The sequence below is a fragment of the Streptomyces sp. NPDC000594 genome (assembly GCF_040299965.1).
Lineage (GTDB): Bacteria > Actinomycetota > Actinomycetes > Streptomycetales > Streptomycetaceae > Streptomyces.
Genome location: NZ_JBEPCY010000003.1, coordinates 18,575 through 38,159 on the forward strand (window position 1 = coordinate 18,575; position 19,585 = coordinate 38,159).

General features: G+C 71.9%; 13 protein-coding genes. 9 read left to right on the top strand and 4 right to left on the bottom strand.

All coding sequences use genetic code 11. From position 1 onward, the window contains the following. Positions 1 to 126 precede the first annotated feature (126 nt). The gene (gene disA, locus ABT354_RS05140) at positions 127 to 1,278 is read left to right on the top strand and encodes a DNA integrity scanning diadenylate cyclase DisA (protein ID WP_351489253.1); all 1,152 of its coding nucleotides are present in this window, start codon (positions 127 to 129) and stop codon (positions 1,276 to 1,278) included. A gap of 129 nt (positions 1,279 to 1,407) precedes the next feature. Here the strand turns inward: disA and ABT354_RS05145 are convergent, their stop codons facing one another. After that, positions 1,408 to 2,292: a hypothetical protein gene (locus tag ABT354_RS05145; RefSeq protein ID WP_351489256.1), complete on the bottom strand. Its 885-nt coding sequence runs from the start codon at positions 2,290 to 2,292 to the stop codon at positions 1,408 to 1,410. A gap of 336 nt (positions 2,293 to 2,628) precedes the next feature. Here ABT354_RS05145 and ABT354_RS05150 point away from each other — a divergent pair, with 336 nt between their 5' ends. The 5 genes from ABT354_RS05150 to cseC all read left to right on the top strand — a co-directional run bounded on the left by ABT354_RS05150 (position 2,629) and on the right by cseC (position 7,348). Beyond that, positions 2,629 to 3,531: an iron-sulfur binding domain-containing protein gene (locus tag ABT354_RS05150; RefSeq protein WP_351489258.1), complete on the top strand. Its 903-nt coding sequence runs from the start codon at positions 2,629 to 2,631 to the stop codon at positions 3,529 to 3,531. 362 nt (positions 3,532 to 3,893) lie between these two features. Then, positions 3,894 to 4,505, top strand: a complete 612-nt coding sequence (locus tag ABT354_RS05155) for a SigE family RNA polymerase sigma factor (RefSeq protein ID WP_351489260.1) — start codon at positions 3,894 to 3,896, stop codon at positions 4,503 to 4,505. Then, on the top strand, positions 4,493 to 5,212 hold the full coding sequence (locus ABT354_RS05160) for a hypothetical protein (protein ID WP_351489263.1): 720 nt from the start codon (positions 4,493 to 4,495) through the stop codon (positions 5,210 to 5,212). Before ABT354_RS05155 ends, ABT354_RS05160 begins: the two co-directional genes overlap by 13 nt. 10 nt (positions 5,213 to 5,222) lie before the next feature. Further along, the gene (cseB, locus tag ABT354_RS05165) at positions 5,223 to 5,921 is read left to right on the top strand and encodes a two-component system response regulator CseB (protein ID WP_351489265.1); all 699 of its coding nucleotides are present in this window, start codon (positions 5,223 to 5,225) and stop codon (positions 5,919 to 5,921) included. Further along, entirely contained in the window at positions 5,918 to 7,348 is a 1,431-nt protein-coding gene (gene cseC, locus ABT354_RS05170) for a two-component system sensor histidine kinase CseC (RefSeq protein ID WP_351489269.1), read from the top strand. Before cseB ends, cseC begins: the two co-directional genes overlap by 4 nt. A gap of 114 nt (positions 7,349 to 7,462) precedes the next feature. Here cseC and ABT354_RS05175 read toward each other — a convergent pair whose 3' ends face one another. Then, a complete protein-coding gene (locus ABT354_RS05175) occupies positions 7,463 to 8,131 on the bottom strand; it encodes a M23 family metallopeptidase (RefSeq protein ID WP_351489271.1) in 669 nt (222 codons plus the stop codon). A gap of 483 nt (positions 8,132 to 8,614) precedes the next feature. Between ABT354_RS05175 and ABT354_RS05180 the strand changes: the two genes are divergently transcribed. The 3 genes from ABT354_RS05180 to ABT354_RS05190 all read left to right on the top strand — a co-directional run bounded on the left by ABT354_RS05180 (position 8,615) and on the right by ABT354_RS05190 (position 15,800). Then, positions 8,615 to 11,725, top strand: coding sequence for an NACHT domain-containing protein (locus ABT354_RS05180; RefSeq protein WP_351489274.1), 3,111 nt, complete (start codon positions 8,615 to 8,617; stop codon positions 11,723 to 11,725). 104 nt (positions 11,726 to 11,829) lie between these two features. Beyond that, on the top strand, positions 11,830 to 13,476 hold the full coding sequence (gene dacB / locus ABT354_RS05185) for a D-alanyl-D-alanine carboxypeptidase/D-alanyl-D-alanine endopeptidase (protein WP_351489277.1): 1,647 nt from the start codon (positions 11,830 to 11,832) through the stop codon (positions 13,474 to 13,476). A gap of 41 nt (positions 13,477 to 13,517) precedes the next feature. Beyond that, complete coding sequence (locus ABT354_RS05190; RefSeq protein ID WP_351489279.1) at positions 13,518 to 15,800, top strand: NACHT domain-containing protein; 2,283 nt, start codon at positions 13,518 to 13,520, stop codon at positions 15,798 to 15,800. An 87-nt stretch (positions 15,801 to 15,887) separates the two neighbouring features. Here ABT354_RS05190 and ABT354_RS05195 read toward each other — a convergent pair whose 3' ends face one another. Both ABT354_RS05195 and ABT354_RS05200 read right to left on the bottom strand, forming a co-directional pair. Then, positions 15,888 to 18,413, bottom strand: coding sequence for an ATP-dependent Clp protease ATP-binding subunit (locus tag ABT354_RS05195; RefSeq protein WP_351489282.1), 2,526 nt, complete (start codon positions 18,411 to 18,413; stop codon positions 15,888 to 15,890). A 736-nt stretch (positions 18,414 to 19,149) separates the two neighbouring features. Then, positions 19,150 to 19,485 carry a histone-like nucleoid-structuring protein Lsr2 gene (locus tag ABT354_RS05200; protein ID WP_351489284.1) on the bottom strand — a complete coding sequence of 112 codons (336 nt, stop codon included), beginning with the start codon at positions 19,483 to 19,485 and terminating at the stop codon, positions 19,150 to 19,152. Between the last annotated feature and the right edge of the window lie 100 nt (positions 19,486 to 19,585).

Here is a 19,585-nt window from a genome sequence, read left to right on the forward strand (position 1 = left end):
AGCGGCCGTGTCCGCCGCCCGGGAGGGGGTCCCTTGCACGGAGCGCATGGACGCCCCACGGAGCGTCGACACTCGCCGGTAGACTTTGCCCTGGTCTCGCCCACCCGTACGAGCCGGAGGAGCGCAGTGGCAGTCAACGACCGGGCATCAGCACCCGGAAAGTCCGGCGCGGGCTCAGGCAATGAAGCGCAGATCCGTGCCGCGCTGAGCGCGGTCGCCCCGGGCACCGCCCTGCGGGACGGCCTGGAGCGCATCCTCCGCGGCAACACGGGCGCGCTGATCGTGCTGGGCATGGACAGAACCGTCGAGTCGATGTGCACCGGCGGCTTCGTCCTCGATGTGGAGTTCACCGCCACCCGCCTGCGTGAGCTGTGCAAGCTGGACGGCGCGCTCATCCTGGACAAGGACATCAGCAAGATCCACCGGGCCGGGGTGCAGCTGGTCCCGGACGCCTCCATCCCCACCGAGGAGACCGGTACCCGCCATCGCACCGCCGACCGGGTCTCCCGGCAGTGCGGGTTCCCGGTGGTCTCGGTCTCCCAGTCCATGCGGCTGATCGCGCTCTATGTGGACGGTGAGCGCCGGGTACTGGAGGAGTCGGCGGCGATCCTCTCCCGGGCCAATCAGGCACTGGCCACCCTGGAGCGGTACAAGCTCCGGCTGGACGAGGTGGCGGGCACCCTCTCCGCGCTGGAGATCGAGGACCTGGTCACGGTCCGGGATGTGACCGCGGTGGCGCAGCGGCTGGAGATGGTCCGCCGGATCGCGACCGAGATCGCCGAGTATGTGGTGGAGTTGGGCACCGACGGCCGGCTGCTCTCGCTCCAGCTGGACGAGTTGATCGCGGGCGTGGAGCCGGAGCGGGAGCTGGTCGTCCGCGACTATGTGCCGGAGGCCTCCTCCCCCAGGGCCTCGGCCGGGCGGGGCCCGCAGCGGTCCCGGACGGTGGACGAGGCCCTCGCGGAGCTGGACGCGCTCTCCCACGCCGAACTGCTGGAACTGCCCATCGTGGCCAGGGCGCTGGGGTACAGCGGCTCTCCCGAGACGCTGGACTCGGCGGTGTCGCCGCGCGGTTACCGCCTGCTGGCGAAGGTGCCGAGGCTGCCGGGCGCGATCATCGAGCGGCTGGTGGAGCACTTCGGCGGGCTCCAGAAGCTGCTCGCCGCCAGTGTGGACGACCTCCAGGCGGTCGACGGGGTGGGCGAGGCGCGGGCCAGAAGCGTGCGGGAGGGGCTCTCCCGGCTCGCCGAGTCGTCCATCCTGGAGCGGTACGTCTGATCCGGGGGTCCGGCCTTACATCCCTCGGGCACCTCACACACCTCGGGGTACCTCACGCACCTCCGATCCGGCCGCCGGGCCCCGCGCCCGGCGGCTCGGCTGTCGGCGGCTCGGCGGCCTCGGCGGGCCTCAGTCCTTGGTGAGGACGAACGACCGCTCCCACGCGGGCTTGCCGGGGTACTCCAGCTCCACCACATAGGTACCGGCGGGCACCGCGCCCGGCTCCGGCGTCGCGCACTTGGGCTCGCTGCGGGTGCGGTCCCAGGTGACGGTGTGGCCGACGGTGGCACCCGCCGGGACCCTCAGCACCGCGCGCTCACCGGCGGCCGGGCAGTCCTCGGAGGACCACACCGCGCCCTCCGGGTCGGTGATGGTGAAGACGGCCGCCCTCGGCCCGACATCCACCTTGCAGGTCTCCTTGGACCGGTTGGTCACATTGAGGACGAAGGAGGGCTTCTCCCCGGGGGTGAACTCATTGCGGGTGCCGGGGGTCAACTTCAGCGCGCCGGAAGGGCAGTCGGGGAGCGGGGAGCCCGCCGCGACCCGCTCACCGGCCGGTGCCGCGGCGACCGGCCCCGATGAGCCGGTGGAACCGGTGGAGCCCGCCGAGCCGCCCGTACCGCCGCCGGAGCCGCCGCTCCCGGAGCCCGAGCCGGAACCCTGGCCGGAGCCGGAGCCGCCGGAGCCCGTACCGCCGTCGCCGCCGTCGTCCCCGGAGCCGTCGCCGCCTTCCGAGCCACCGCCGGAGCCGGAGCCCGAGCCGCCGGGCTCGTCCCGGCCGCCCGGCTGGGTGCCGATCGCGGGGCCGGACTGGGAGGGACCCGGTCCGATGGTCGAAGGGGCGGACGCGGAGGCGCCGTTGGCGTTGTCGGCACGGTCCTCGTCACCCCCGCCGAAGACGAGTGCCCAGACGCCGAGCGCGACAAGCAGCGCTACGAGCGACAGAGCGATGGCCCTCCGGCGCCAGTAAATGGTGGAGGGAAGCGGCCCGATCGGATTGCGCAGAGATCCCACGGACCGAACTCTACGAGAGAACGGGGCCCACTCGGCTCGTACCCGCCGCCCGCGCGGCATGTTCTGCCGATCATCATCACGGAACATCTTCCTCCGCTTCGGGCCGGCCCCGTCCCCCGCCACGCCCGTCAGAGGTGGCTCACCATCATCGCCACAGGTGGGAGCCGTACGGCCACGGTGCGGACCGGCCGCGACGGCGCCGCGACCCGGTTCGCGGGCCCGGGGCGCGCCTGCTTCAGCGCCTGCCTTCCACACCACGGGTTCTGCGCCGCTTAGCCCATGCCCCGGAGCGGATGCGACACCCATCGCCCCGGCCGTGCCAGGATCGGGGGTGCCATGACTGACACCACCACAGCTCTCGCCCCCGACGCCACCTCCCTCCACCTCCCCGTCATCGCCTGGTTCGACCAGCACGCCCGCGATCTGCCGTGGCGGCGCCCCGAGGCGGGTGCGTGGGGGGTGATGGTCAGCGAGTTCATGCTCCAGCAGACCCCGGTGAACCGGGTGCTCCCCGTCTACGAGCAGTGGGTGGCCCGCTGGCCCCGCCCCGCCGACCTGGCCGCCGAGGCGCCCGGTGAGGCGGTCCGCGCCTGGGGCCGGCTCGGCTACCCCCGCCGGGCGCTGCGGCTGCACGGAGCCGCCCAGGCGATAACGGAGCGGCACGGCGGCGACGTACCCAGCGAACACGCCCAGCTGCTGGCGCTCCCCGGGATCGGCGAGTACACGGCGGCGGCGGTGGCCTCCTTCGCGTACGGGCAGCGCCACGCCGTCCTGGACACCAATGTGCGGCGGGTGTTCGCCCGGGCCGCGACCGGGATCCAGTACCCGCCGACGGCGACCACCGCCGCCGAGCGGAAGCTGGCGCGGGCGCTGCTCCCCGACGACGACACCACCGCGTCCCGCTGGGCCGCCGCCTCCATGGAGCTGGGCGCGCTGGTGTGCACCGCGCGCAATGAGTCGTGCGGGCGGTGCCCCATCGCCGACCGCTGCACCTGGCGGCTGGCGGGGAAGCCCGCGCACGAAGGGCCCGCGCGCAAGGGCCAGACCTATGCGGGCACCGACCGCCAGGTGCGCGGGAAGCTGCTCGCGGTGTTGCGGGACGCCCGGGGCCCGGTGCCGCGCCAGGCCCTGGACGCGGTCTGGCAGGAGCCGGTGCAGCGGGCACGGGCGCTGGACGGACTGGTCGCCGACGGACTGGTCGAACCGCTCGCGGACGGCTTCTACCGGCTGCCCGCCTGACCGGCCCGCGCGCGGCCCCGCACGCCCGTACCACCGTCGGCACGGCGGGAGACGGCCGCACGGCGGGAGCCGGCCGGCCGTCCGCCGGACCGGAGCCGCGCGGCCACCCGTAACAACCGACCGCACAACCGTCCGCAGCAGCCCGTCACCGCCCGGGGGCTGAGGGTGACAATCGCTGGCCGGGTCCCCACCCTGTCCACCCGGCCAGCGGTTTCCCTCCCCGCTGTTACACAACCGATGGCCGCCCGTGCGCCGTCCGACGGCTGCTCCGCACAGCGCCGTGACAACCGCTCCGTACCTTCTCGAACGTAAGCGGAACGCGGGACTGACGCGGGGACTGTCGCGGGGACGGAGGGGTCGGCATGGCATATGGCGAGGTACTCGGCTTTGAGGAGTACGTGCGCACCCGGCAGGAGGCGCTGCTGCGCAGTGCCCGTCGGCTCGTGCCGGACCCGATCGACGCCCAGGACCTGCTCCAGACCGCGCTGGCCCGGACCTACGGCCGCTGGGACGGCATCGCCGACAAGTCCCTCGCCGACGCCTACCTCCGCCGGGTGATGATCAACACCCGTACGGAGTGGTGGCGGGCCCGCAAGCTGGAGGAGGTCCCCACCGAGCAGCTGCCCGACGCGTGCATCGAGGACGGCAGTGACCAGCGCGCCGACCGGGCGCTGCTGATGGAGGTCCTCAAGGTGCTCGCCCCCAAGCAGCGCAGTGTGGTGGTCCTGCGCCACTGGGAGCAGATGAGCACCGAGGAGACGGCTGCCGCGCTGGGCATGTCGACGGGTACCGTGAAGAGCACTCTGCACCGGGCCCTGGCCCGGCTCCGCCAGGAGCTGGAGAGCCGGGACCTGGACGCCAGGGCGCTGGAGCGCGGCCAGGCGGCCGGTGCCGGCGGCGGGGCCCGGCGGCTGCCGGGGGTGCGGCACGGTCTGAGGGACGACGAGCGGGGGCAGGAGCGGTGCGCGGCCTGAGAGGCGCGGGGGCGTTCGGCGCGGGGCGCCCGGCCCCGCGGGGCGGACTGGCGGTGGGGGCGACGGTGGTCGTGCTCGCCGCCGTCGGGCTGTTCACCGCCGCGTGCTCCACGGGGGGCGACGGGGTCCAGGACGAGGGTTCCGCGCCGAGCACCGGCGCCACCGGAGCCGCCGCGCCGAAGCCCCGCCCCACCGGCGGCCCGCTGGGGCTGAAGGTGGGCGACCCGCTCGATGTGGATGTGGTGAAGCTGCTGCGCCAGGACGCCAAGGCCGGTGACTGGGTGCGGACCGAGCTGAAGGGCTGCACCGGCGGGAACCAGGCCGACGACTTCCCGGTCCACACCTCCTACGGCTATCTCACCGGCGGGCGCGTCCCCGATGTGGTGGTCAATGTGCTGAGCTGCACCGACGGGGTCGGCCTCGCCACCTTTGTCTACCGGGTGGACGACACCCGGTACGAGAATGTCTTCAGCCTGGAGGAGCCCGGCGTCAACGCGGTGATCGACCGGGGCGACCTCGAGGTGACCCGGGAGATCTACGGCGAGAAGGACCCCGCCTCCAACCCGTCCGCGGTGGAGCGGGTGATCTACCGCTGGAAGGAGCGGAAGTTCGAGCGGGCGCACTGGTCCCTCGACAAGAACAGTGGCGCGGTGGGCCAGGACGAGCTGACCGCATCCGAAGTGAACCCCCCGAAGAACGAGAACTGAGAGCAGCCGGATGGCCGACACCCATGTCCTGTTCGTCGAGGACGACGACGTCATTCGCGAGGCGACCCAGCTGGCGCTGGAGCGGCACGGCTTTGTCGTCACCGCCGTCCCCGACGGGCTGGAGGGGCTGGAGGCGTTCCGGTCGAGCCGCCCGGACATCGCGCTGCTCGATGTGATGGTCCCCGGCCTCGACGGGGTGAGCCTGTGCCGCCGTATCCGCGACGAGTCCACCGTCCCCGTGATCATGCTCTCCGCCCGGGCCGACTCGATCGATGTCGTCCTCGGTCTGGAGGCGGGCGCCGACGACTATGTGACCAAGCCCTTCGACGGCGCGGTGCTGGTCGCGCGGATCCGCGCGGTGCTGCGCCGTTTCGGCCACGCGGGGACCGCCGCCCCGGCGAGCGGGGGGCCCGAGACCCCCGGGGCCCTGCTGACCTTCGGTGATCTGGAGGTGGACACCGAGGGCATGGAGGTACGCCGGGACGGGATGCAGGTGGCGCTGACCCCGACGGAGATGCGGCTGCTGCTGGAGTTCTCCTCCGTGCCGGGCACCGTGCTCTCCCGGGACCGGCTCCTGGAACGGGTCTGGGACTACGGCTGGGGCGGCGACACCCGGGTGGTCGACGTCCATGTGCAGCGACTGCGCGCCAAGATCGGCCAGGACAGGATCGAGACGGTCCGCGGCTTCGGATACAAGCTCAAGGGATGAGACTGCCCGTACTGCGCACCGGTGTCCGCTGGAAGATCGCCATAGCGATCACCGCGGTCGGGGCGCTCACCGCCGTGGCACTGAGCCTGGTCGTCCGTAACGCCGCCCGGGTGTCGATGCTGGACAACGCGCGCGAGGTCCAGATGGACCGGGTCCATCTGGCGCAGCGGACCTATGAGACCGGCGCGGCGAAGAACCTCCGCTCCCGGGCGCGGATCAACGATCCCTCGCTCCCCCGGGAGCTGCGCCGGCTGATGGCGGAGAACCGCCGGGGCACCTATGTCGACGACCGGGGGGACGGCCCGACGCAGATCTGGGCGGCGGTGCCGCTCGCCAACGGCGATGTGATCTCGCTCCACTCGGAGATCAGTACGCGCAGCAGCGCCATCCTCAAGGATCTCGACCGGGCGCTGATCATCGGCTCGGTCTCGGTGGTCGTCGGCGGCTGTGCGCTGGGGGTGCTGATCGGCGGGCAGCTCTCGCGCCGGCTGCGCAAGGCCGCGGGGGCGGCGTCGCAGGTGGCCGAGGGGCAGACGGATGTCCGGGTACGGGACGCCATCGGCGGGGTGGTCCGTGATGAGACCGATGAGCTGGCGCGGGCGATCGACGCGCTCACCGACGCGCTGAACGCCCGGATCGAGGCGGAGCGGCGGGTCACCGCGGATATCGCCCATGAGCTGCGCACCCCGGTCACCGGGCTGCTGACGGCGGCCGAGCTGCTGCCGCCGGGACGCCCTTCCGAGCTGGTACGGGACCGGGCGCAGGCGATGCGGACGCTGGTGGAGGACGTGCTGGAGGTGGCCCGGCTGGACAGCGCGTCGGAGCGGGCCGAGTTGCAGGAGATAGCGCTGGGCGAGTTCGTGACCCGGCGGGTGCGGACGCTCAATCCGGCGGTGCCGGTGCATGTGGTGCACGAGTCCTGGGTGAACACCGATCCCCGGCGGCTGGAGCGCATCCTGCTCAATCTGCTGACGAACGCGGCGAAGCACGGGAAGACGCCGGTGGAGGTGACGGTGGAGGGCCGGGTGGTGCGGGTGCGCGACCACGGTCCGGGGTTCCCGGAGGCGCTGCTGCGGGAGGGGCCGAGCAGGTTCCGTACGGGGGCGAGCGACCGGGCGGGCACCGGTCACGGTCTGGGGCTGACCATCGCGGCGGGGCAGGCCCGGGTGCTGGGGGCGCGGCTCACCTTCCGCAATGTGACCCCGGCGGCGTCGGCGGCGGCCGGGTCGTCCGCTCCGGCCTCCGGGACGGCCTCCGGGACGGCCGACGCTACGGCCACTGATCAGGCCCCGGCCACGGACACGGCTCCGGTTCCGGTTCCGGTTCCGGCGGAGGGCGCCATCGCGGTCCTCTGGCTGCCGGAGCACGCGCCGACGGACACCGGGAGCTTCCCGGTGCTGCCGCTGGACGGCCGGGTCGTGGGCTGAGAAGCCCGTAACACCACCGCGAAACGCCCCGAGGCCCCCGTGCACGGCTGTGCGCGGGGGCCTCGGGGTTCGGTGGTACTGGTGACAGCGGGTGTCACCGGGGTCACCGGTGCGTCAGAGGGTGACGCCGACGGAACGCAGGTGGGCGATCGGGTTGATCGCGCTGCCGTAGTTCGGGGTGGAGCGGATCTCCATGTGCAGGTGCGGACCGCTGGAGTTGCCGGTGTTGCCGGACAGGGCGATCTGCTGGCCGCCCTGGACCTGCTGGCCGACCTTGACGTCGATGCGGGACAGGTGGGCGTACTGCGAGTAGACGTTGCCGTGCTTGACGACGACGGCGTTGCCGTAGGCGGGGCCGTCACCGGCGCCGTTCGGGCCGGCCTTCACGACGGTGCCGGGGCCGACGGACTTGACCACGGTGCCGGTCGGGACGGCGAAGTCCTGGCCGGAGTGGTTGCTGGCCCACATGCCGCCGGCCTTGCCGTAGGTGGCGCTCAGGACGTAGCTGTCGAGCGGCTTGGACCAGCCGCTCGCCGAGACGGCGGCGGGCTTGGCGGCGGCCTTGGCGACCGTGGCCTTCTTGACCTCGGCGGCCTTGCTCTGGGCCTGCGCCTGGGCGGCGACGGCCTTGGAAGCGCTCGCGGGCGCCGCGGGAGCGGCGGCCTCGGCTGCGAACGCGGCTCCCGTACCGAGCACCGCCACCGCTCCGGCGCCGACGGCCAGCACGGCGGAACGGGTACGAAGGTCGGAGAGACGGGGACGGCGGATGGTGAAGCGCGACATTCGGTGAAGCCTCCGGGCAATAAGTGACCCGGCACGGGAACGTGTGCCGGGCTGCGTTGGCTCTACCTTGGTAACCGAATCGCCCATATCGACTCAACCCCCCCATCTACGACATAAAGTCGTAGCCAGGGCGACGTGATCGGGGCCCTTGACACCCCCGTTCCTTGATCGGGGAGCCCGCCGCGCGAGCGGAAAGATCTTCACCCGGATGCGGTTTACGCCCATGCCGGGCATGGCCCGCCACCCCTCCCGGCCCGCACCCCCGGCACCCTCGGTCCGCCGGGGCCCGGAACCCGCCCCCGGCGGGACCCGCGCACCGCCCCCACCCCCGTACACCGCTCCTAGCGCGCCTAGTAGGCCCGATGGGGCCTGTGTGCCTTGTCACCGGCGGGCCGGGGCCGCCTGTGGCCCGGGTCACCGGAATCCCCGGCGAAAAGTGGCCTGGGCCACTAGGGTTCGAGCGGAAAAGGGGGTGGGGGAGCCTTGGACGAGAGCGTGGCCCCGTGGCTGGTCCTCATCCGGGGGCGATACCCCACCACCGGGGTGCTGATCGACCCACGGACCGTTCTGACCTGCGCCGATGTCATGCGCGACCGGGAGTCCGCCCAGGTGACCCCGCCCCACGACGGCCCCGCACGGCACTGTCTGCTGATGTGGAGCGACCCCTTCAGGACCGGGACCGCCCTGCTGCGCGCCGAGGACGACCTGGTCTCCCCCCATGAGCTGCCGCCCCTGCGGCTCGGAAGCTGGTCCACGGGCCCCCTCCTGGAGGGCTGCCGGGTCCATGGCCACGGCCACAGCCACCCCGGAGCCGCGGTCCCCTCGCCCTCGGGGCGGCGCCATCACCTCCTGCTGGCCGCCCCGGTGCACCGGAGCGACCTGGGGCCCTTCTTCCGGGGGGACATCCTGCTGGGCCTGGCCCTGCCCGAGGCACCGGTCACCGACGACCGTCTGCTGAGGGTCGTCCCCATCGAGACCGTCCGGGACGCCCTGCACTCCGCGACGGACGTACGGCTGCCGAGCCCGCTGGACATGACCGGCTCCCACCCGGAGGACATCCCGTACGAGCGGAGCTACGCCACCGCCCTCAAGCGCCACTACGGCAAGCTGGAGGTCTTCGGCATCGACGAACTCGGTGTCAGCGAGTCCACCTGGGATCTGGACACCGCCTATCTCAGCCTGGAGGCCACCCCGCTGAGCGGGCGGACCGACCGGCCCGCCGACGTCCCGGTGCGCCGGCCGCGGCGGGTCGAGGAGCTGCTGAGCGGCGGCCGGCGGACCCTGCTGCGCGGTGAGGCGGGGGCCGGCAAGACCACCCTGGTGTGGTGGCTCGCCGCCCATGCCGCCTGCGGCACCCTCCCCGCACAGCTGGGTGAGCTGAACGGTCTGGTGCCCCTGGTCGTCCCGCTGCGCAGCGTCCACGCCCACGGCGAGGGCTTCCCCGGCCCCGCGGCGCTCCCCGAGGCCGCCTCACTCGCCGTCCCCGCCGCCCCCGCCGGCTGGGCGGAACGGGTCCTGACCGCCGGCCGGGCCCTGCTCCTCGTCGACGGACTGGACGAACTCCCCCGGGCGGAGCGCGAGGGGGCCCGTATCTGGCTCACCGGGCTGATCGACCGGTACGAGGGCATCCGGGTGCTGGTGACCGTACGGCCCGGCGCGGTCGGCACGGAGTGGCTCGCCGACCGGGACTTCGCCGATCTGCTGCTGCTGCCCATGAGCGACGACGACATCGAGAAGTTCATCGCCGCCTGGCACCGCGCCGCCCGGCAGGAGTACCGGGCCCTGGACGCCGCCCGCGCCGGGGCCGAGGGCCGGACCCTGGTCGACCTCCAGGAGCGGCTCGGCCGGGAGCTGGCCAACAACCGCGTCCTGCGCGACCTCGCCCGTACCCCCCTGCTCTGCGCCGTCATCTGCGCCCTGCACCGCAAACGCCGGGGCGCGCTCCCGCACACCCGGTGGGAGCTGTACCGGGCCACCCTCGACATGCTGCTCGGCAACCGCGACCGGGGGCGCGGCATCGACGCCCCCGAGGGCTTCACCCTGGGCGTGGAGGAACACAAGCTGCTCCTCCAGCACATCGCCGTCTGGCTGGTACGGAGCGGACGTACCCAGCTCACCCCCGAGGAGGCCACCCGCCGGATCGAACTGGCCCTGGACGCCATGCCGCAGGTCCTCGCCCAGGGCGACCCCCGGCGGGTGCTCACCCATCTGCTCAACCGCAGCGGCCTGCTCCAGCAGCGCACCGGGGACGCCGTCCAGTTCATCCACCGCACCTTCCAGGACTATCTGGCCGCCAAGGAGTTCGCCGAGACCGGCAGCGTCGGGGAGCTGCTCCAGCACGCCGGGGACGAGCAGTGGCGCGATGTCATCCGGCTCTCCGTCGGCCACTTCGACCGCACCCATGTCGCCGATCTGGTCCGGCAGCTGATCGGCCGGGGCGACAGCGACCCCGAGCGGGGCCGCTCCCTCCATCTGCTGGCCGGGTACTGCGCGGTCTCCGCCGTCTTCCTCGACGGACGGCTGCGCGCGGAGGCGGAGGGCAGGGTCCGGGCCCTGATGCCGCCCCGGACCGCCGACGAGGTCTCCGAGCTGGCCTCCTTCGGGGAGTCCGCGCTGCCTTTCCTCCCCGGGCCGACCGGCGGGACCGCCACCGATATCGGCATCGTGCAGACCATCGCGCGGATCGGCGGCACGGCGGGCGTGGAGAGGCTGGCCCGCTTCACCGGCGAGGCGGGCTGGGAGATCCGCCGTACGCTGGCGAACGCCTGGTCCCAACTGCCCACCGAGGCCTACGCCCGGGAGGTGCTCGCCGTACTGGATCTGGCCGATGTCGATCTGCGCGTGGTCACCGGTGAGCAGTTACGTCAGGTGCACCACTGCGGCTCCGCACCGAACCTCCTGGTCGACGGGGCCTATGACGCCGAGCTGCTGGACGCCTGTCTGCCCCGTACCGGAATCGACCATCTGTCGCTCATGGGCAACGACCGGCTCACCCGGCTCACCCCGCTCGTGGGCCGCCGCTCCATCAAGTCCCTCACCGTCTACCGCTGTCCCGCGCTGGAGACCTTCGAGGACATCGCCGGGCGGGGGCTGTGGCTGCTGGCCATGGAGGCGGAACACCTCTCCCTCCCCGGGCGGCTTCCGCTGCCCACCGTGCTCCATCTCCTGGGCCCGGCCGAACCGCCCTACACCGCCCTGACCCGCTGGTCCGGCATCCGCCAGCTGGCCGTCGGCACCCCCGCGCGGATCGAGCCGCTGACGGAGCAGATGGCCGGGCTGCCTCGCCTCGCCCATCTCCATCTGACCTCGGGTGTCATCGGCTCTCTGGGGCGGGCCGTGCCGGTCCCCGGGATCAGCCAGCTCTCGCTGACCGGGCGGGCGTGCCGCCTCGGTACGGAGGGGCTGGCCCGGGTCTTCCCCGCGCTGCGCATGCTGCGGCTGTCCGTGGAGCCCCGCGCGGTGGAGGGATACACGATCGATCTGCGGCCGCTGCGGTCCCTGCCGGAGCTGCGGATCCAGATCCATCACCCGGAGCGGACCCAGGTCCGGATCAGGGGCGGGGAGTTCTTCCGCGACCGGCTGGTCCTGGTCTGACACCGCCACATGCTGTCCCGTACGAGGACCCCCGTACCGGAAAGAGGCCCCCGATCGTGCCGCCTCCTTCACCCCGTCCGCCGCTTCCGGGATCCTCCTGTCCCATGACCGCATCCGAGAACCGACCGACACCACCCCCGCCCGGCCGGACCAGGCGCCGGGTCCGGCCGCTGGCGGCCGCCGCCGTCTGTGTGCTGGCGACCGCCCTCACCTGGAGCAGCCCGGCCGGAGCGGGCCCTTCGGACACCGGGCTCAAGAAGGCCGTCGACACCATCCTCGCCGACAGCCGGCTCACGGGCGGGGCGGTGAGCGTCGTCATCGCCGACGCCACCACCGGGGAACGGCTCTACCAACGCGGCGGCGGCGACCGGCTGATGCCCGCCTCCAACACCAAGATCCCCACCTCGGCGGCGGCGATGGCCCTGCTCGGGCCCGACCACCGGTTCACCACCGAGGTGCTCACCCCGGCCCGCAAGGACGGCGCCACCCTCCGGGGCGACCTCTATCTGCGCGGCGGCGGCGACCCCACCACCCTCGCCAAGGACTACGACCGGCTCGCCGCCGATGTGGCCGCCGCCGGGATCACCCGGGTCACCGGACGGCTGGTCGCCGACGACACCCGCTTCGACCGCGAACGCCTCGGCCGCTCCTGGGCCGCCGACGACGAGGCGGCCTACTACTCCGCGCAGATCTCCCCGCTCACCGTCGCCCCCGACACCGACTACGACTCCGGCACGGTCGTCGTGGAGGCCGTGCCCGGCGCCCGCCCCGGTGACCGGCCCCAGGTGACCATCACCCCCAAGACCTCCTATGTACGAGTCGCCAACCAGGGCACCACCATCGCGCAGGGCGGCACCGACACCCTCTCCATCGGCCGCGACCACGGTGGCAACACCGTCACCATCAGCGGCTCCATCCCCATCGGCGCGAGCGCCACCAAGGAGTGGATCGCGGTCTGGGAGCCCACCGGCTATGCCGCCGCCGTCTTCAGGGACGCCCTGAAGCGCCATGGGGTACGGGTCGACGAGGCCACCCGGCTGGGCCGGGCCACCCCCGCCGGGGCGCGGGTGCTCGCCACCCACCGCTCGATGCCGCTGCGGGAACTGGTCCTGCCGTTCATGAAGCTCTCCAACAACATGCACGCCGAGACGCTGACCAAGGCCATCGGCAGAAAGCAGGCGGACAGCGGCACCTGGGGCGCCGGACTCTCCGCCATCGGCGGCTATCTGCGCTCCGAGGGCGTCGACACCACCACTCTGCGGCAGGCGGACGGCTCCGGGCTCTCCCGGATGAACCTCATCTCCGCCGAACAGCTCACCCGGCTGCTGCTCGGCGTGCGCGACGCCGACTGGTACCGGGAGTGGCACGCCTCGCTGCCGGTGGCCTGCGCCGCCGACCGGGCCGTCGGCGGCACCCTGCGCACCCGGATGTGCAACACCCCGGCCGCCCTCAACGCCCGCGCCAAGACCGGCTCACTGACCGGCGCGTCCGCCCTCTCCGGCTATGTGAAGGACGCCGCCGGGCGGGAACTGGCCTTCAGTATCGTCCTCAACCACTATCTGGCCTCCTCGGTGAAGAGCGTGGAGGACGCGATCGTGGTGACCCTGGCCCGCTCGGACACCGCCGCCGGGACCATCCGCTCCGTCACGCCCAGCCCCTCCCGTACCGCCGACACCGCCGCTCACCAGGGCACGGACGGCGGCATCCCGCACGACGGCGAGTGTTCCTGGCGCAAGCCCGACTTCTGCTGAAACCGCCCCGGCCCGGACCGTACGGCGCTACGGTCCGGGCCATGGACGTAACGGAGAGCGAGGGCTACGAGCAGGCGTACGCCCAGGCGCTCGGAGCGCAGTACCGCAGGACCCGGGTCTTCGGCCTCGACGACCTCGGCAAACGGGACGCCGAATGGGACCTGGACACGGCCTATCTCAGCCTGGAGGCCACCCCCCGGGGATGCCGGGACGGCAAGCCGGGCACCACCGCCGCCGACGCGGTGCCGCAGCGGGTCGAGACCCTGCTCGCCACCCGCCCCCGGGTCCTGCTGCGCGGTGACGCCGGGGCCGGGAAGACCACCCTGATCTGGTGGCTCGCCGCCCATGCCGCCGCCCGCACCCTCGACCGGCGGCTCGACGCGCTCAACGGCCTGGTGCCGTTCGTGGTCCCCCTGCGCACCCTGCGCGCCCAGGGCGCCGGATTCCCCGGCCCCGAGCTGCTCCCCTCGGTCTCCCGGCTGCCGGTCGGCGGGCACGCACCCGAGGGCTGGGCCCGCTCCGTACTGGCATCCGGGCGGGCGCTGCTGCTGGTGGACGGGTTGGACGAGATACCCGGGGAGGACCGGGCCGACGCCCATCAGTGGCTCTCGGAGCTGCTCACGGAGTACCCCCGCACCCGCTGCCTCGCCACCGTCCGCCCCTTGGCCGTGCCCTCCGACTGGCTGCGGACGGCCGGCTTCGACGAGGTACGGCTGCTGCCCATGGGGGACGAGGACATCCGGGCCTTCGTCGCCAACTGGCACGCCGCCGCCCGGCTGGACGACGACGACCACCCCACCCTGCGGCTACTGGAACGGGATCTGGCCCAGCAGTTCCAGACCAACCCCACCCTGCGCGACCTCGCCCGTACCCCCCTGCTCTGCGCCGTGATCTGCGCCCTCCACCGGATCCGCGAGGGCTTCCTCCCGGACACCAGGTGGGCGCTCTACCGCTCCGCCCTGGAGATGCTCCTCGGCGAACGGGACAAACGCCGCAGGATCGGCACCCCGGAGGGGATCACCCTCTCGGTGGAGGAGCATCAGCAGCTGCTCCAGCGGATAGCGGTCTGGCTGGTACGGGGCGGGCAGACGGAGTTCTCGCGGGCCCAGGCACTGCACCAGATCGAGCTGGCGCTGGCGGGCATGCCCCGGGTACGGGGGCAGGGCTCGCCCGATCGGGTGTTCATCCATCTGCTGAACCGCAGCGGGCTGCTCCAGGAGCGGACCGACGATGTCTTCCACTTCTCCCATCGCACCTTCCAGGACTTCCTGGCGGCGAAGGAGTTCATCGAGGGCGACCAGATCGGGGAACTGGTGCTGCACGCGGCCGAGGAGCAGTGGCACGATGTGCTGCTCCTCGCGGCGGGCCACTGCTCCCGGCGCGAGCTGCCCCACCTGGTCAACGGGGTGCTGAGGGCGGGCGCGGGCATCCGCTCCCGGGGCACTCGGCGGACCGCCCTCTATGTGCTGGCGGCGCTCTGCGCGGAGCACGCCGCCTGGCTGGACGAGCGCACCCGCGACCGGGTGGAGTCGGCGCTGCGCTCGGTCCTGCCCCCGGCGAACCGCGACGCCCACCGGTCACTGGCCAGGCTCGGCCCCTCCGTGGTGCCGCTGCTGCCGGACTCCGCAGAGCTGCACACCAGTGAGTTGGTCGAGGTGATCGCCCTGTTGGCCGTCATCGGCGGGCCCGCCGCGCTGGAGTACACAGTGACCCTGGCGAAGCTGCGCGGCGGGGAGCCCCGGGTGGCCTTCCATCTCGCCGGTGGCTGGGGAGATTATCCCGTCCAGGAGTACGCGACCCGGGTGCTCGCCACTCTCCCGGTGGCCGTGCCGGTGACCGTCTTCACCAAGGAGCAGCTGACGGCGCTGCGGCTGCTCCCCGCCCTCGGTGATCTGATGGTCACCGGCGAAGCGGGCTCGCCGCAGCCACTGGCCGACGCTCTGGACGGCCGCGAGATACGGGCCCTGACCCTCGCGGGACTGCCCCTGACCGATCTACGGGCGCTGCCGCCCACCTGTCGGATCGGCGAGCTGACGCTGCTGGGCTGCCGGAGAGTCCATGACTACACGGCCCTGGCGGAGCTGCGCGGTCTGCACGGCCTGCATCTGGAGGATACGAGGATTTCCCAGGGCGCCCTAGCGGTGATCGCGCGGATCCCAGGGCTGCGCGTGCTCATCCTGGACAACCCGATCCTGGAGGAGGACCGGCTGAGCCTGGCTCCGCTGCGGGATCTGCCCGAGCTGTCGGTCACGATCAGAGGGGTGCCCAAGGGGCAGCTCCGGGGCCGGAGCGGCTTCGGCGGGCGACTCACCCTCTCCCCCTGACCCAGGTACGGAAAGGGCAGGAAAAAGGGGGCTGCCCCGGACCGTGTGGTCCGGGGCAGCCCCCTGAAACGGTTTCCGCCGGAAGCGTCAGGCTTCCTTGGAGAGGTTCGGGCCGGGGCCGCCGGCCGCCTCGATCGGCGGGACGTCGGGCAGCGCCGACTTCTCCTCGCCGCGGAAGGTGAACTTCTTCTCCTCGCCCTCACCGTCGGTGTCCACGACCACGATGTGGCCGGGGCGCAGCTCGCCGAAGAGGATCTTCTCGGAGAGGATGTCCTCGATCTCGCGCTGGATGGTCCGGCGCAGCGGCCGGGCGCCCAGCACGGGGTCGTAGCCCTTCTTCGCGAGGAGCGACTTGGCCGTGGCGCTCAGCTCCAGGCCCATGTCGCGGTCCTTCAGCCGCTCGTCCACCTTGTCGATCATGAGGTCGACGATCTGGATGATGTCTTCCTCGGTGAGCTGGTGGAAGACGACGGTGTCGTCGACACGGTTGAGGAACTCGGGCCGGAAGTGCTGCTTCAGCTCTTCGTTGACCTTCGCCTTCATCCGCTCATAGCCGGTCTTCACATCGCCCTGCGCGGCGAAGCCCAGGTTGAATCCCTTGGAGATGTCCCGGGTCCCGAGGTTGGTCGTCATGATGATGACCGTGTTCTTGAAGTCCACGACCCGGCCCTGGGAGTCGGTCAGACGACCGTCCTCCAGGATCTGGAGAAGGGAATTGAAGATATCGGGGTGGGCCTTCTCGACCTCGTCGAAGAGGACGACGGAGAACGGCTTGCGGCGCACCTTCTCGGTGAGCTGGCCGCCCTCTTCGTACCCGACGTATCCGGGCGGGGAACCGAAGAGGCGGGAAACCGTGTGCTTCTCGCTGAACTCCGACATGTCGAGGGAGATCAGCGCGTCCTCGTCGCCGAAGAGGAATTCGGCGAGCGTCTTGGACAGCTCGGTCTTACCGACACCGGACGGACCGGCGAAGATGAACGAGCCGCCGGGGCGCTTGGGGTCCTTCAGACCGGCGCGGGTACGGCGAATCGCCTGGGAGAGCGCCTTGATGGCGTCCTTCTGGCCGATGACGCGCTTGTGCAGCTCGTCTTCCATGCGGAGCAGCCGGGAGGACTCCTCCTCGGTGAGCTTGAAGACGGGAATGCCGGTCGCCGTGGCGAGGACCTCGGCGATCAGCTCGCCGTCGACCTCGGCGACGACGTCCATGTCGCCGGCCTTCCACTCCTTCTCCCGCTTGGCCTTCGCGGCGAGGAGCTGCTTCTCCTTGTCACGGAGGGAAGCGGCCTTCTCGAAGTCCTGCGAGTCGATCGCGGACTCCTTGTCCCGGCGGACTCCGGCGATCTTCTCGTCGAACTCGCGGAGGTCCGGCGGCGCGGTCATCCGGCGGATGCGCATCCGGGATCCGGCCTCGTCGATCAGGTCGATCGCCTTGTCCGGCAGGAAGCGGTCCGAGATGTACCGGTCGGCCAGGGTGGCGGCCTGGACCAGCGCCTCGTCGGTGATGGAGACCCGGTGGTGGGCCTCGTACCGGTCGCGCAGACCCTTGAGGATCTCGATGGTGTGCGGCAGCGACGGCTCGGCGACCTGGATGGGCTGGAAGCGGCGCTCCAGCGCGGCGTCCTTCTCCAGGTGCTTGCGGTACTCGTCCAGCGTGGTGGCACCGATGGTCTGGAGCTCACCCCGGGCGAGCATCGGCTTGAGGATGCTGGCCGCGTCGATGGCGCCCTCGGCGGCACCCGCGCCGACGAGCGTGTGCAGCTCGTCGATGAACAGGATGATGTCGCCGCGGGTGCGGATCTCCTTGAGGACCTTCTTCAGGCGCTCCTCGAAGTCACCGCGGTAGCGGGAGCCGGCGACGAGCGCGCCCAGGTCGAGGGTGTAGAGGTGCTTGTCCTTGAGGGTCTCGGGCACCTCGCCCTTGACGATGGCCTGCGCGAGGCCCTCGACGACGGCGGTCTTGCCGACGCCGGGCTCGCCGATGAGCACGGGGTTGTTCTTGGTGCGGCGGGAGAGCACCTGCATGACCCGCTCGATCTCCTTCTCGCGCCCGATGACCGGGTCGAGCTTGGACTCACGGGCGGCCTGCGTCAGATTGCGGCCGAACTGGTCCAGGACGAGCGAGGTGGAGGGGGTGCCCTCGGCGGGGCCACCCGCGGTGGCCGCCTCCTTGCCGCCGGAGTACCCGGAGAGCAGCTGGATGACCTGCTGCCGCACCCGGTTCAGATCGGCGCCCAGCTTGACGAGGACCTGGGCGGCGACGCCCTCGCCCTCGCGGATCAGACCGAGCAGGATGTGCTCGGTGCCGATGTAGTTGTGGCCCAGCTGGAGGGCCTCCCGGAGCGACAGCTCCAGGACCTTCTTGGCACGGGGCGTGAAGGGGATGTGCCCGGACGGGGCCTGCTGGCCCTGGCCGATGATCTCCTCCACCTGCTGGCGGACCGCCTCGAGCGAAATCCCGAGGCTCTCCAGGGCCTTAGCGGCGACACCCTCACCCTCGTGGATAAGGCCCAGGAGGATGTGCTCGGTGCCGATGTAGTTGTGGTTGAGCATCCGGGCTTCTTCCTGAGCCAGGACGACAACCCGCCGCGCGCGGTCGGTGAACCTCTCGAACATCGTTAATCGCTCCTCAGAGCGGTCAGGCAGTAAGGGGTCGGTCCCCTCCCTGTCCTTCCGCAGCTTAGTCCCGCAAGCGGGGACCGCTCATTCCAACTGCCGACACCCGTCTGTGGCCTCCTGACCCCTGAACGCCGACAACTGCTCCAACCCGATGGTGCGAGACGATGTTCCCGCAGGCCAGGCAGTTACCCTCACCATCACTACGCCGATGGCGAACGTGAGACCGACCTGGGGGCGTGTCGCCCCTCCCCACGAGGAATGTCTTACCCGCAATCACTGACAGTCCATGCGGCGCACACCGGTTCCCTCAGCTACGGGCGAACAACGTCGCGCCCCCGAAGGGCTTCGGGCTCCCCCGTTTTCCTCGCATACGGCACACGCGCGGACACGCCGGGTGATCGCCCTGTGATGGAGCACCTCCGGCGGAACGGCCCGGACGGCACCCGAGGGGGCCGCCTTCCCGCTGCGGCCCCCCGTGCCGGGAAGGAGCCGGGAAGGAGGTGGAGCCGGCCCTTCCGGCCCGGTCCCCGTCCGCGCGCGGTACGGGGGTCCCCACCGTGGGCACCGCGCGGGTGCCCCGGAGCGGTACGGCTCCTGGACACGGCGGTCGCCCCGGTACCGGGGTCCGCCGGGTCCGTCGGCCACGGAATGTCCGCGCGCATGGATGTGCGAACGCGTACAAATACGCAGCCTGCGAATACTCGGCCGATTAAGAGCCCGCTGAGCCCGGTGCTCAGCCGTTCGCCTTCTCGTATGCCTCACGAACCGTGGCGGGGACACGACCGCGGTCGTTGACCTCGTAGCCGTTCGCCTTGGCCCACGCACGGATTTCCGCCGTGTCCTTGTTGCCGCTCGCCGCCGCACGACCCTTGCCCCGACCGGAGGAAGCACGGCCACCGGTGCGCCGGCCGTTCTTCGCGTACGGCTCAAGGAGGTTGCGGAGCTTGTCCGCATTGGCGGTGGTGAGGTCGATCTCGTAGGTCTTGCCGTCCAGCGCGAACGTCACCGTCTCGTCCGCCTCGCCACCGTCGAGGTCGTCGACAAGAAGGACCTGAACCTTCTGTGCCACCGGATTTCCTTTCATCGAAAAAGCACTACGCGGAAAGGAAACCGCTTTTCCCCGAAAAACACAAACCCTTGGGAGAGGTTCAGAACCTCAAGAACGCGGG

Excerpts from the sequence above, each read along its gene's own strand:
- ABT354_RS05150 (WP_351489258.1), top strand. The coding sequence starts at position 2,629 with ATGACTGACACCACCACAGCTCTCGCCCCCGACGCCACCTCCCTCCAC.
- ABT354_RS05155 (WP_351489260.1), top strand. The coding sequence starts at position 3,894 with ATGGCATATGGCGAGGTACTCGGCTTTGAGGAGTACGTGCGCACCCGG.
- cseB (WP_351489265.1), top strand. The coding sequence starts at position 5,223 with ATGGCCGACACCCATGTCCTGTTCGTCGAGGACGACGACGTCATTCGC.
- cseC (WP_351489269.1), top strand. The coding sequence starts at position 5,918 with ATGAGACTGCCCGTACTGCGCACCGGTGTCCGCTGGAAGATCGCCATA.
- ABT354_RS05175 (WP_351489271.1), bottom strand. The coding sequence starts at position 8,131 with ATGTCGCGCTTCACCATCCGCCGTCCCCGTCTCTCCGACCTTCGTACC.
- dacB (WP_351489277.1), top strand. The coding sequence starts at position 11,830 with ATGACCGCATCCGAGAACCGACCGACACCACCCCCGCCCGGCCGGACC.
- ABT354_RS05190 (WP_351489279.1), top strand. The coding sequence starts at position 13,518 with ATGGACGTAACGGAGAGCGAGGGCTACGAGCAGGCGTACGCCCAGGCG.
- ABT354_RS05195 (WP_351489282.1), bottom strand. The coding sequence starts at position 18,413 with ATGTTCGAGAGGTTCACCGACCGCGCGCGGCGGGTTGTCGTCCTGGCT.